A 14574-nucleotide genomic window follows, 5' to 3' on the forward strand; every position below is an offset into this window, starting at 1 on the left:
TGCATGAATAGCACCAGGTAGCTATATTAATATATATATAAATCGCGAAAATAATTCCTACTATATATTTATTTAGGTTTAAGAATTTCATAAATACAAATCCTTATTGAAGAGGATTATCCATATTTTAAAATTTATTTAAATTGATATAATTCGATATAAATAATTTTGATTCTATTAAACATATTTTCTAAGAAATTAGTAATTAAATCCCGTCCTAGTTTTATAAAAATTAAGTTTCCTTAAATGAGGATTTAATGCATAAATAAACATCATTTCTGATTAATTATAATGTTCTGGGAATTTTTATTATCTAACCATGAACATAAATTTCCATTTACTATCATGCCCCATCGCAACAGTATATCTATAATATTTTTTCGCTTGATTCAGCGATATATCATTAAATTTTCCAAAAGGATATGATAATATATAAACTTTCTTTCCTGTTATTTTAGAAATCTTTTTTTTGGTTTGAATTTATTATCTTTTAACTTGTTTAATATTTCATATGCAACCATGTTATTTTCATATCCATCATCAAAGGTTATTATTATAGGCTTTTTATAATTTTTTGCATTTTTTAATTCATCAAATGTAATAAGATTATCATTATTTTTTTAAGTATTCCATTTGTTCTTTAAATTTCTCTTTTGATACATACCATCCTTCCATATTTTTATCTGTTCCATTTGGAGGATCTCCTATAGCATGATACATTAAAATTGGTATACCATCGGCAAATATCCAATTTTTATTTTTCTTTACCCACCATAATCCACCACCTCCTAAAGAAAATATTAAACACATTACTATCACTAGAATTTTTCTTTTTTTTCAACATCTCTAATTACTCCTTTAAGTATTATTTTTCATTAAATATGCAGAACAAAAGACTATTATTTTTTATTTAAAAACTATAAATTAGGGCAGCCCTTGCCACTACATAGTAAATAGAACATCAATTAATAAACCATATAAGTCTATATAAATAGAAAATTAAATAACTATCTAACTTTTAAATCTTCTATTAAGTCCCTTTCAATCTTCTAATAATTGAAATTAAATTTCATTACCAAATTTGTCTGAAAAATAGACAATTTTGGTAATCCGGTGCAATATTAATACATATCAAAATTTAATTTTAATCGGACTCATTGTATCGTTTGTGCATAATCCTCTAGTTTTCACATAATTTATAGGACAATAATAATCATATAAAAGCAGAATTTCTATCTACGGCTAGCTTCTATGAACTTTACACTCCATCATTAGAAATTCTAATCTTTATGCTTAATACATGTTATAAAATAGTGCGTGAAGTCTCTAATTACTTTTAAATGATTGAGTTTCCTAAAAATTAACAAATATAAAAAGTAAAAAGAACTTGTAAGAAAAATTACAAGTTCTTTTTACTTTCAATAATTTGGATTTGTAAAGCGCATGAACAAACACTTACACGGATGAAGGGTATTTGCCTTGCACCTTTACTATAATATAGATATTCAAAAAAAATTTTTTAAATTTAAATTAGTCAAATGCACTATTCTTCATATTTGATATCCTTTCTACTATCAAAGAAGTTGTTCTACAAGAGCTCAATTTTTAAGTTTAAGTAATTATACATGTTATTGAATCCTGACAAATATATTCTAGCTATATTTATACAACCTTTCTCAAATTATGATATCAATATTTCATAGCCTCTTATTTCACATTTTCCTTCGTTGTAAAAATACAAAAAATAATTTTGTTGATATCACCTTTCAGTATAATATTTATTATTTTTAATAACATAATTTAATTTCTTCAAAAAAGTTCATGATAGACATTTAGTTTATTAACACAAAAAACGCTTTTTGAAAAATTGATATAATAGCACTCCAACCTATAAAAATTTCTATCACCTATTTAAAATAGTGAATGAATTATCTTTCATTCACTTCTCTCTAGTTCACTGCTTCCTTATAAATATCCCTAAGTTAAATTGATTAATTACATTAAAGGAGATACGAAAAATGAAATATCTTATAAAGTTTATACTGAAATTCTTTATTCTTTTTATTGTATTTATTTTTATTAGTTGTTTTTTATTATTTAGTACCCAATACGGTCATGATTTTCGTTTAACAATTGCAGAAAGTATATTGACCTCTTAACACCCACAATATGCAAAATACACATTTTTAAATACAAAGGAACTAGAAGAGTTATCATAACATGTTAATCATGCTAAATGGATGAATAGTTTAACAAATACTGATAAGAATTTATTAAACAATAATTTTAATAAATTGAAAGATAGCCCTTTAAATATAAATATTGAAACTATAGAAAGCAATTCAAATTCTAAATTCCCATTTAAAGGAAAATTTGTACCAATTAATAACCCATTAAATGTTACACTTGTTACTCACCAGGGCTCACAAGGAAAGGGTGAAAAAATTAGTATTATGGGAAAACGAAATCATGCGGTTGTTGCCATTAATGCAAGTGGATTTAATGACGAAACTGGTAAGGGTGGAGGAAATCTAGCTACTGGAATTGTATTAGAGAATGGGAAAGTTATTAATTCTAATCCTGAAATAAGTGAACCTACTCTAGTTACTGATTTAACCAAATTTGGACAAATGATAACAGGGAATTATACTACAAAAGAATTAATAAATATGCAAGTAATTTCCGCAGCTGGTTTTATGCCACAGCTAATTGTTAACGGAGAAAAGATGATTACTGAAGGTGATGGTGGTTGGGGATCAGGGCCACGTAGCATTATGGCTCAAAAAAAAGACGGATCCATTATGTTTTTAATTATAGATGGAAGACAAGCATATAGTATAGGAGCAACTTTAAAAGAATGTCAAGATATTCTTTATAAAAAAGGAGCTATCATTGCAATGGCCATGGATGGAGGTTCGCCCGCTACATTGTATTTACTGGGAAGCATCGAAAATTCGCCATCTACCTTATCTCATAAAGAACGTTATTTACCCAATGCATGGATTATTGCTGCAAAACCAAAGCAAGAAATTCATATTACATTAGATAGTGAAAAAATAGATTATTAAATTAGTAATTCATTATAAGGTACTTTAAATAGTGTCATTTTTTCATGAATTTTCACTTTTAGATATCATTAATTGCCTTTCTCATTGCTTTTTCTTAATCATTCACTTCTATTTCCGTATGATTATATTCTTTTTAATTTAGAAAACTCTAAAGTAATTATAAAAAATCACTTCTAATGCACTCTATTTTAGCTTTTATCTCCTATAATACATATTCACACTCTAGAAATCTTATAGTTTCATGCTATATACATTTTTCATTGTTCCCGTGTAATATAAAAAGTCATAATTTGTCTGCATAAAGGACAAATTATGACTTTTTATTCCTTGTTACATCATTATAAAGTAAATAATAAATACACTCATATATTATAGATTTGCAAAGAAATTTTTAATAATTATCAAATGAAAATTTTAATTCTGAGAAAGCAATTAAGTTTCATAACATTTAAGGGGAAAAGAATATGGATTCAATTACTATTGAACTGATTTATCAAGAAATATTAGATGGAAAAAGAAAACGCTTTCCATCTAATACATGGAATGAAGATATAAATTTTGAACTCTCAAGGCGTGTTACAAAGTATTTAATTAATCATGTATTACAGTGGGATCAGGACGCAATTAGACATGGGTGGAATCAGAAATTAATTCAAAAAATGAAATTATCAACTGTTCTTTCCAAATATAATTCAAGTCCATATGCAATGCTAAATGATTCTTACCCTAATTATGTAAAAGAATGGGAATTAGGAATGGCACCTATAAATTTTTGGACAAAGCTGAAGGCTTTAGAGGCCTTAAAATGGACAATTGAAGAAAAAGAACAACTTACACATCAACAATTATTATATATATATGGAGAAAAATGGTTAAAATTCCATAAATTAAACACACCTTGTGGTATGTATTGGAGCGGCAGTCCTTATGCTTATTTGAATGAGTTATATCCAAATCAATTTAAAGAATGGCAATTATCAAATGTACCTAAAGGTTTTTGGACAAAACAAAAAGCTCTAGAGATATTACAGTGGACAATTGAAAAAAAAGAAAAATTAACAGAGGAACAATTATTAAATGTTTTTGATAAATCGTGGTTAACAAAACATCGTCTATCATCACCATGCAAAATCTTCTGGAAAAATAGTCCCTATGCTATGCTAAATGCACTATACCCAAGTCGATTCAAAGAATGGCAATTAAAAAAAGTTCCTATGAATTTTTGGACAATTAAAAAAAGCTTAGAAGCCCTTAAATGGACGATTGAAGTTAAGGGAAAATTATCCGATGTAGACATAAAAAATTTATATAGTTTAGAGTGGCTAAATCAGCAAAATTTACGGACACCTATAATTAAATTTTGGAAAGATAGTCCCTACGCCTATCTAAATGATTTATATCCTGACAAATTTAAGGAGTGGGAATTAATTTCCACTCCAAATCGATTTTGGACAAAACAAAAAGCTTTAAAAGCTTTAAGATGGACGATTGAAGTTAAAGAACAACTTACACACGAAGAGTTAAAAAGAACTTATAGTAGAAAGTGGATAAAACAACATAAAATGATTGTTCCACTAAATAGATTTTGGAAAAATAGTCCTTATCGTATGCTAAATGATTTGTATCCAGGACGTTTTAAAGAATGGGAACTATCTGTAACTCCATATAATTATTGGACAAAGCAGAGAGCCTTAGAAGCTTTAAAATGGACAATTGAAGTTAAAGAACAACTTGCATATGAAGAGTTATTAAAAATATATACTTGTAAATGGTTAATTCAGAATGGTTTAAAGACACCGTTAGAAAAATTTTGGAATTCAAGTTCCTACGCTATGCTAAATGATCTATATCCAAATCAATTTTCAAAAGATATGTTAAACGGATATAGATATTTAAAAAAAGGCTGTACAAAAAACTAAGTAGAAAGGTGTGTAAGAAATAAAAAGGAAGTTTTAAATTTCCATTTCCCTCCTCTTTACTCTTTTCTTTAATAACATTGTCTCATTCACAATAAACCAGATAAATAATTGTGTAATTTTCATATAATAATTATGTTTTATTATTTAATTATTAAAATATATAATAAATCCCATGTTTTTTATTTTCTTCTATCATAAATAATGTAATTATAACTGCGGCCATAAATGTATTAAGAAATTGACCAAAAAATAAAAATATGGTATGTTTACTCTAGATAGTATAATATTTAACTGAGTTGCATAAACTAAAAAGACGAGATGCTGGAACATCCCGTCTCATAACTGCTACTGTCAAGGTGGTTGTTATTATGCATTATCTTTTTTTAGACCCACGCTTGAGCTTCCTACGGCGAAGAGTGGGTTTTTTGCTGTCCTTTTTTTGCAGTTGCTTTCTTAATACGTATGCTGAAAGCTCACGCACAACTGCTTTTGCAATTTCTTTTAAAAGTTCAAACAAAAATTCCATGTTATATCACCCCCTTTCCTTCCAAATGGAAAGAAGGGATAATAACAAACCCACCTTCACACGATATACAGTTATACTTCTATTTTACCATACTTCTACACTCTAAAATAGAAAATCCGTCCAATTTTAATCTATTCATAATCTTTTTAGTTTAGGGGCTTTACAAGATTTTAGTTTACTATAATATCAATATGTATACTATATTTCTTAATTTCTTTATAATTAACCTTAGTTTGATACGATATTTTTTGATAATGTAAATTTTAAATAAAGTTTGTATGCTTTTTAAGGTATTCCGCGATGTATGTTTGCCCAAACCCTCTAGCATACTCATAGAGGCCTACCAAGTTTCAAATGAATTCTTTATATTTATAATCCTGGTATCATTACCTCTCATTACTTTCTTTACAATTTTTTCATCTTAAATAAAACGCTCATAAAATCGCCCATCATCTTTCTCTCAATTTTCTATATTTTATATATAAAACCTTTATTGTAATTAAAATGAAATTTTTTAAAACAGCCCCAAAAATCTACCTCTCAAATCCGCTTATAAACAACACTTCTGTCTTAGGCAATGCATTTATACCTAATAGTTAAAAAAACTATTAAAAATAAAAATAGACCCTTTATAACGTTTTTTGTTTTTTAGGGTCTATTTTCACTAGAATTTCTATTCTTCTATGTCTTCTTTTACTTCCGCGGATAAAATGTCTTCAGCAAACTTCTTGTAGCCATTATACCCATTCTTTTCAGCTTTTTTCTTTATTGCTTCTAATACCTTTTCATCAAGGTATAGACTTAAATGCTGCTTTTTTTCTTTCGAATCCTCTTTTGATCTATTTTCAATTCTTTCTTTGAAAATTTCCAAATCGGATTTTAAGTACAATCGTTCAGTAGATTTCCCCTTAGCAATCTCTTTAAAGGGCAATATCCCATCTTTAGCCGCATTATGAACGTAAGTTTTAGATTTATTTAGAAATTCTGCTGCTTCTTTTAATGTTAAAGAGTCTTTGTATAATTTCTCTAACCTTTTTACATCTTCTTGCTCAAAACGATATCCGCCATCTGCTTTCCAGGTAGCCAGATTGATAGGTTCGATCTGTTTATACTTAATTAAATAGCCTAATTGATTTTTTGTTAAACCTACCCTATCGCATACCTCTTCTAAAGATAAATAGTCCATTTCTCACCTCATCCGAAACGTTCATTCTAGCTGTTGTTTAAATTTTCTTAGTTGATACTTTGTTAAACCTGTTTCTTTTACTACATCTGTGATTGAATACTCCTTATACTGCAGATACTTAAATGGATTTTCCATATAACGTTCTCGTACCTTATTAAATGTACTCTTTTTCGATAAAGAATTCAATTGCTCTCCTTTCTCTCGGATGGAATCGAAAATGGGACAACCTTTACAATGTTTGTAGTTTCTCTGTTTTGCCTGTTCTTGCTCATCTGTACAATTCACTGATAGGTTGTTCAGAGGGCAAATTGAACAATGGGTATCTTCTAAATTATAGATTTCATGTAAAATTTTCCGACGAAGATTAGTCAAAAAAATCTCCTCCTACCACATTAGGATTGAAATGTACAAATAAAAACAATTAAACATTTCCATTATAAATCATCTAAACAGAAACGTTAAATATTTAGGTATATATATTTAATCATTTCAATTTATACCACAATAAATAATCTGTTTATTGTGGTATAATTATTACTATAAAAATATTTATTTTATATTTCATTCTGTCAAAGGTTGTGTTTATATTTGAATATTATAAATTACGAACATAATAACCAAATTGTAAAATCAAAATCAGATTTTTTTGATAGCAGTCATTTCGAAAAAATTATGGGTATGGGTATCCGAAATATTGACTATTCTCAATTAAGTGAAGAATCATTGGTTTATTTATTTTTACACGATGAGCCTTCTCTAACGAAAAAAAGAAGTGAGCGAACAAAAAAACTGTATCTGCACGATCTTTCTCATTTTCTTCGTTATATAAAAGAGACAATCGGAACCATTCAGGAGCTATCCCATAACGAGATGGAAATCTACTTCTATCAACTAAGTAAGAAATATGCTGCCACTACATTACGCCGAAAAAAAACAGTGGTTCAGCAGTTTTTAAAATACATTTATGATAATAAGGGACTCTCAGATAACTTTAGTAGTCGCCTTAAAAAAGTATCTGTAAAAAAAGAAGAGTTGGTCAACCGCGACTTATTTGCAGAAGAAGTGAATGAAATTTTAGATACATTGAAAAAAACAACTTTCTTTATGTATTCCTTGTTTTTCCTCCTTACCACTACCGGTCTCCGGATCGAGGAAGTTGCAAATGCAAAATGGGCTGACCTTGCATTCCATCCTTCTTTAAATGTCTATCTCCTACGTGTAGTTGGAAAAGGAAATAAAACTAGAGAAGTCCGTATCTTTGAGGATGTACTCGATGATATTTGTCGTCTTCGTCAATTGCGTAAACAAACAAGTGAATTGGACGCCTCTAGCATATCTGCTTTTCTACCTAAAGCGGATGGCTCACATTATAGAGCCGACTATTTATCAAAATATGTAGCAGAAAAAATTGAAGAAACAAACTTACCATTTCTACGTTACCGAAAAGATAGAATTACACCCCATACCTGTAGGCACTTCTTTGCAAATCATTTGATGGGAAAAGGTGTCGAGCTTAAGAAAATACGTGACTATTTAGGACATGAATCTATTATAACGACGGAACGTTATTTAAGGGAACGTACAAGACGTCAAAACTTGGCCACAATAGATATAGGAAATTCATTGTTTTAGTACATATATAGCAGGATGATTTTTGATTAGATTGGATAAATCTTTCTATTTGTTTGTTTTCTTTGATTTTAAAAAAATTAAGGAAATCATGCCCTTTAACCAGTACTCAGATTAAAAATTGGGAAACAAATAGACATCAGCCGGATATTAATACTCTAATTTTATTAACATCATATTTTTACGTTTCTGTGAGTGTACTTGTCAGTTATCAAAACGAGTTTGAAATAGAACAAAAAAAAGGTATAGAATGTACAAGTCCATTCTATACCTTTTTTGCTATGATTTTAATCTATAAGATTGAAAACTCACATCTTTATTATATTTTTAGTAATTTTGATTTTGAATAGGTTGAAACGTTATTTTTCATGTAAAGAGATTAAGCTATTTATTTTCAAAGTAAAATCTCATAGAAAGATTTTATAATTCAATATCCTTCAAAGGCTCCTAATCTAATAAGTAATATGTATTAAAACGTATGTTTATTTGAAATTTCGCCATTAAAGTATCGAAGTAAGATACTCATTTATTATTATGTAAAAATTATACTATAAGATTCATTTTATAGTATATATTTGACTTATAAACCATAGTATAATATTTCAATATCACTATACCATTTCATATGAATCAATCTTTTCAGTAGCGGTAGAAATATGTTTTATAAGAAATACTACAATCTCATCTAAACATTCAACAGTTGTATATGGTGAGATAGAAAAGAATTTTAATGTGGCAATTGGCATTCTATCACAACTGTTTATTACATTTACTATACAAGAGCGAGTTGTATCACCAAAGAACATTTGATCACGATTTTTCCCTAATTGATTGAATATGTTTATATTTAACCGATTTGTCTCCTCAATTTCTTTTTGTGTTGCAAGACCTGTCCGTTCCTTTTTCCAATTTTTTTGTCCATCTCCATTCATATAAAAACGAAGAGTTGTAATTGGCCCATATGTAAAATTATTTGTTATTGCCACTTTGGGAAGAGACTTACGTATTTTATCTCTAAATAATAAATTTACGCGAACATAATTCGCTAATAATTTTTGATAGCCTTCAATTCCAAATGCTAATAAAGTAACATACATCGGAATGGCGCTACCAGAACGTGAACATTCTAAGGTATAGCTTGTATGATAGCTACCATATGACCTATTACCAAGATAAGGTGTGTCATCTTGTTCAATGTCCATCAGTTGTAAATCAGTATGATTTTTTACGATTAAAATACTTGAAGCATAAGGTGTTTGTCCTAATTTATGAAAATCAAAACATACACTATCAGCAAGTGTCATGTATTTTATTTTATCTTGTACATATAGTAAAGCATTTTTTAAGTTGGGTTCAAATGAAAGTGGATTTTCTTCGAAATTATAATTATTAAAGAAACTATAAAATCCACCCATTGCAGAATCCGCATGGATATAAATGGGTTTTAATTTATATTTTTTTTGTATTGCTTCAGCGCTCTCTTTAATTTTTTTTATATCATCAATGGTAAATGTATCTGTTGACCCCATAGTAGCTAGAATATAAAGGGGGATACCGCCATTATTAATAACTTGTATCATTTTGGCCTCTAAATCATCTATATCCATAGAATTCGAATAAGGATCAGTTTTCACTTTAATTAAGTGATTTGATCCAATGCCGGTTGCTTCAGCTGACTTTAATAAACTATAGTGTGCATTTTCAGAAGCAAAGCAATATACATTTTGTGGAGCACCATATTCTTTTGCTAATGGGAATTGTTTAGAAATTGCTAAACGTAAGCTCGAAAATACACAACCTTGTCCACCCCATGTTGTATAACCACCGCTATTATGTGGATTATAACCAATCAACTTTGAAAGCATGGATACAACTTTCACTTCTGCTTTTGCTGCCCCAGGACCATATACATCCCAAACGCTATTACTATTTAAGAGCGCCATGGTTAGTGTACCTAATAATGATGGAATACTTGCGAGTGGTATAGCGTTAGTCAAGTAATATTTAGTTTGGTAAGGATGATTATTCATAAATTGTTTTAACTCTTCTATAACCTCAGATATAGTAATTCCAGACAGTGGTATATGACTTTGATCAATTAAGTTATTATAGTAGCCATCTGATTTTTCTTCATAGCTACCTAAAATTGCTCGGTTTTCATCTTTTAATCTATCAAAACTCTCGACTATTTTCTGTATAGAATCTAAAAAAAGTTTTTGTTTTTCTTCATTGCCATCAGCGCTCGGAAATAAATTTAAAATTTCTTTCATGTTTTAAATTCTCCTTTTTTAATGTTATTATTGAAAAAATCCTAAAAATTTGAAAATACCCCCCCTCCAACTTGGGCATACCAATATTCTAGACTAAAGATAATGTGTATTAGTATGGATGTATCTAGTGAAATTACAGAATTTATAGAATACAGGAGGTATTTATTATGAAAAAATTATTTGATATCAATAAAAGATAAAATATAGTAAATAACTATACACAAGGGATTCATTATACCTTTTAATTTTTATAAGGAATAATATTTTACTAAACAAATCTATTATTTAGTACTTTTACTTATGTTTACGTTTCGTTATTAAGTTATATAAATTTAAGGGATAGAAACCGCATCTAAGAATGACAAAAAAGGAATTACTATAGCAATATAAATAGGTGAGATGAAAAATGTATCTTTAATTATTATCAAAAAAATATCTTCTCAGTCGTACCCCTAATCCTATAGCATCTTTATCTTAGACAACGCTATAAAGCCAATTACATGCTTAATATTCTCTTCTATACACTCCTAGTCTTTCTATTTTAAAGACAACTTCAGAATATATATTTATAAAAACATGATCTTAAATTATTGTGTATGCTGTCATATAAGCGTAGTGTTTATAAGGTTCTGATACAATAACTCTTTCAAGTAATCTATTAAACTTAGATATACTGCTAGCGTTATTCTAAAAATGGTGTGTGATTGATATCGAAAAGGAAAGTTTGTTCAAATGGAAGCATTATCACTTTCAAAACATTTCCCATTTTAGAAAATGTTTCGAAAGTGATATTATGTTTACAGTTTTTTATTATGATTTTTCCTAAGATTCTTCCTTAGATTAAAAAAGAGAATTGTCAAAATCCTAACGACAGGGAAGAGGCGACCTCCTTGTTTTGCTTACTTTATCTGGATATACTCATACCACCACTTTCCTCCTGGACGAGTATTCATCCAATAAATAATTTTATCTAATTCCTTATCGGGTAATACTTCTGTTTGCATATAACAAAGACCCGATAATGGATTGACCAAAATTTTTCCTTTTATGCCGCATTCAACCATTGATTGGATTGTTTCCTGTAACACTTTTATACCAAAATCACCTGATTTTATGTATTTATAACCATTATTCATTCCACTCTCGCTCATCATTTCTTCTCCTCGATCTGTAAACCAGGATAATGATTTCCCTTCCATTAATTGATTCATATCACACTTTCCTATACCAGGTACATCTCCTGTTTCAGTGTATTGCCAAATATCACAAGGGTACTCTGGTTTGTTACCACCATAACGAGGAATCCATACGAAATCTACTTGCACATTTTCCATGCCGAACGATGCGTACATATGATGACCCACATATAAACCCACCTTTTTCGCTCCTAACCGTCTTAGTTCATCGATAAAGTTTTGTGTACCTGTTCGCATATCATCCATTGTTTTCACTTCCACGTCTGCAACCCATATGGTCGCACTTTTATCACCACGATTCCAAAAATCACGTGCTTCTACCCGCGCATCTTCCACAGAAACAAAGCGACAAAATGCATAGTTACCAAAAGGAATACCATATTGTTTCATTGCTTGCACATATTCCTCATATAACGGATCTACATAGTTCGAACCATCTTGTACCCTAGCAATTACAAAATCTAATTGTGTTGCTGCTATATCCCAATTAATTTTCCCATTCCACTTTGAAATATCTACAATGTGTCCCATTACCGCACATCCCCCCTCATATCCTCCATGATTGGTCAAAATCCTTAATACAATGTCTACAGATAATAAATACGGTGCCAATTCACCTAAAATACCCTTAACTTCATGACCACCAAATTTCATAAAGATTAATCGACAGAAAGAAAAAAATACAACCCATGAGTATCTATTTTTATGGGATATTTATCTTAGTTCTATTTCAAAGTTTTTAAAATTACATTAACCGTTTACAAAGTAGAGTGAGAAAGATCATTTATAAGCTAATCTAAAGAAAAGAAATTTAAATTAAGATATCTTTTTGATAGCAGTTGGCTACTATTGTCACTTTTTTGTGATGCCTATAAAATTCTAAATGGGCCCAAATTAGATAAAAAATTACGTCACCATTTAAAATGAATTACTGGCTCTTGACGATTCGATAAAATATATTTCAAAATAAAGAGACAATGGATATACTTATACCTAGCTTTTGATCTCAAAGGAACCACTATTTATACTGATGACGTAAGTTAAAAGATAAATTAGTCAAATATGAACGACTCTAACCTTTTTTATCTAATGATGAAAAAATCAATCTAGTAATTTGTAATGAAGATTGCAGGTAAGACTTATATGTCTAGGTATACTTTTAAAGACTGGATCGTTAGCATAGGTATATACAATCGGGTTACCATTCTTGTCCAAAGAGGCTGACCAACCCTCTAGGGTAAATAATTTTTGAGAACGAATATTTGTTAGTTCTGCAAAAATAGATTTATACCCTTTTTCAATCCCTATTTTCTCCAAAAATTTCAGCATTTCCAAACCAACAAACTTTTTATTGTATTTCAGCTTTATTCCAATCATAAATGCGTGAATGTGTTCGTCTTTTTTTATTTTTTGCTTAGTTTTTAATTGAATAAACTCTGAATATTTCTCGCCGAAATAATCACACAATTCCATCATTTTACTCAATTCTTTATATTTATCTTTATATGTTGGGAAATTTTTTGTGGGATCATATAATTCTGACGCAAAAACGCCTACTATTCTATTCGATTTTTTATCTTTCGCAATTATTGTTAATCCTTCTTTCGCATGTATTTCAAAAAATTCAATTAGAAATTCTGTCATTGTTTTTTTAGATACATGTACTGCAGTTAGTACTGGCTCTGAAATAAAATTTCCACCTATTTCAATCCCTAAAAAGGTATCTGCAAGACACTCGGCGGCCTCATGCATTAAAGATGTGTCAGATTCTAATAAGACTTCATATATATAATTTTCTTTTGCATCTTTTGTTCCTTCTACATAATATGTTTGTTTGGAAACTTTCATCGTAAAACAGCCTCCGATCAATAGTTTTAATTTTATAAATCATTATAAATTTAAATAAAAATTTAACAATATAAAATCTATAAAGGCTAAGTCTTTTTTTTAATTATGCCCGAATCGTTTATCAAATAAATGTTAGACGTAACTTAAATGAAGGGCGGAATTGTTGGATAAAGGATATTATATTATACATTTTTTAATGTAATTCTTTTTTTAATGTTAATAAATATAATATAGGGACTCATTAACTTAAACTTTAATATTATTCTTTATTAAAGAATGCGACAAATACATTACTTTCCAATTTAGGGTTTTGAGTTGTATTAACTGATTCCAACATAATTCCTTATTTTTAGCTCCACAATTTTTTCACTCTTCCTACAATTAGTATCTTAGATTTATATGGACTATATAAAGGTCTAATTTGTCAAAGAATATGACAAAAAAATTTGTTCTTTATCTATTAAGATAGCCGAGAATTCTGCATATCCATACTTTTGTTATTTCTAATTATTATTAAAATACATTGCAAATTAGCATGTTTTACATTGAATTATACAAAAACTTCGAGTAGATCTAGTTTATCTTCAGGACAGACAAACTAGATCTTTCGTAATAAATCGATTTAGAATAATTTTTAAATATATTCAATAATTTCAGGCCATCTCGATTCGGCTCTACTATCCCATGAACTGTATTAGAAAAATACATTTTAATGTCTCAATCCTTTTGGGATGCTACTCTAGATTAAGGATATATTAAAAATCCAAATTACGATTGTATTTTGCTGACTCTCTCCATTTCTTTTGTCAAATAGAATTCTTACAAACGCATATCAAATATAGGCGTATGTACTTACGAGTCACAACATACAATCCTTTGGATTTTTATCTATCTCTTAATCAAAGGGATAGGATATTTTATTCGATAGAAAG

General features: G+C 28.9%; 9 protein-coding genes and 1 pseudogene. 3 read left to right on the top strand and 7 right to left on the bottom strand.

Features of this window, described 5'->3' with window-relative positions; translation table 11 throughout:
* Nucleotides 1-612 precede the first annotated feature (612 nt).
* Nucleotides 613-819 (bottom strand): hypothetical protein, encoded by a 207-nt coding sequence (locus CN409_RS32175; RefSeq protein WP_052508614.1) that lies wholly within the window; start codon nt 817-819, stop codon nt 613-615.
* A 1199-nt stretch (nt 820-2018) separates the two neighbouring features.
* Between CN409_RS32175 and CN409_RS09005 the strand changes: the two are divergent.
* Together CN409_RS09005 and CN409_RS09010 are read left to right on the top strand one after the other, a co-directional pair.
* A pseudogene (locus CN409_RS09005) lies at nt 2019-3068 on the top strand (phosphodiester glycosidase family protein).
* Between the two features lie 464 nt (nt 3069-3532).
* Nucleotides 3533-4987, top strand: a complete 1455-nt coding sequence (locus CN409_RS09010; protein WP_097891165.1) for a DUF4046 domain-containing protein — start codon at nt 3533-3535, stop codon at nt 4985-4987.
* Nucleotides 4988-5360: 373 nt separating this feature from the next.
* Here the strand turns inward: CN409_RS09010 and CN409_RS31730 are convergent, their stop codons facing one another.
* The 3 genes from CN409_RS31730 to CN409_RS09020 all read right to left on the bottom strand — a co-directional run bounded on the left by CN409_RS31730 (nt 5361) and on the right by CN409_RS09020 (nt 7071).
* The gene (locus CN409_RS31730) at nt 5361-5513 is read right to left on the bottom strand and encodes a hypothetical protein (protein ID WP_170951612.1); all 153 of its coding nucleotides are present in this window, start codon (nt 5511-5513) and stop codon (nt 5361-5363) included.
* Nucleotides 5514-6186: 673 nt separating this feature from the next.
* Entirely contained in the window at nt 6187-6699 is a 513-nt protein-coding gene (locus CN409_RS09015) for a helix-turn-helix domain-containing protein (protein WP_097891167.1), read from the bottom strand.
* A 21-nt stretch (nt 6700-6720) separates the two neighbouring features.
* Nucleotides 6721-7071: a zinc-finger domain-containing protein gene (locus CN409_RS09020; RefSeq protein WP_088610388.1), complete on the bottom strand. Its 351-nt coding sequence runs from the start codon at nt 7069-7071 to the stop codon at nt 6721-6723.
* 216 nt (nt 7072-7287) lie between these two features.
* Between CN409_RS09020 and CN409_RS09025 the strand changes: the two genes are divergently transcribed.
* Nucleotides 7288-8331, top strand: a complete 1044-nt coding sequence (locus CN409_RS09025) for a tyrosine-type recombinase/integrase (RefSeq protein WP_097891169.1) — start codon at nt 7288-7290, stop codon at nt 8329-8331.
* Nucleotides 8332-8939: 608 nt separating this feature from the next.
* Here the strand turns inward: CN409_RS09025 and CN409_RS09030 are convergent.
* The 3 genes from CN409_RS09030 to CN409_RS09040 all read right to left on the bottom strand — a co-directional run bounded on the left by CN409_RS09030 (nt 8940) and on the right by CN409_RS09040 (nt 13642).
* Nucleotides 8940-10598 carry a pyridoxal phosphate-dependent decarboxylase family protein gene (locus CN409_RS09030; RefSeq protein ID WP_097891171.1) on the bottom strand — a complete coding sequence of 553 codons (1659 nt, stop codon included), beginning with the start codon at nt 10596-10598 and terminating at the stop codon, nt 8940-8942.
* 899 nt (nt 10599-11497) lie between these two features.
* Nucleotides 11498-12325, bottom strand: a complete 828-nt coding sequence (locus CN409_RS09035; RefSeq protein WP_044306774.1) for a GH25 family lysozyme — start codon at nt 12323-12325, stop codon at nt 11498-11500.
* Between the two features lie 570 nt (nt 12326-12895).
* Nucleotides 12896-13642 carry a hypothetical protein gene (locus tag CN409_RS09040; RefSeq protein ID WP_044306770.1) on the bottom strand — a complete coding sequence of 249 codons (747 nt, stop codon included), beginning with the start codon at nt 13640-13642 and terminating at the stop codon, nt 12896-12898.
* Nucleotides 13643-14574 lie beyond the last annotated feature (932 nt).

This window comes from Bacillus sp. AFS012607, assembly GCF_002558005.1.
GTDB classification, from domain to species: Bacteria; Bacillota; Bacilli; order Bacillales; family Bacillaceae_G; genus Bacillus_A; species Bacillus_A thuringiensis_S.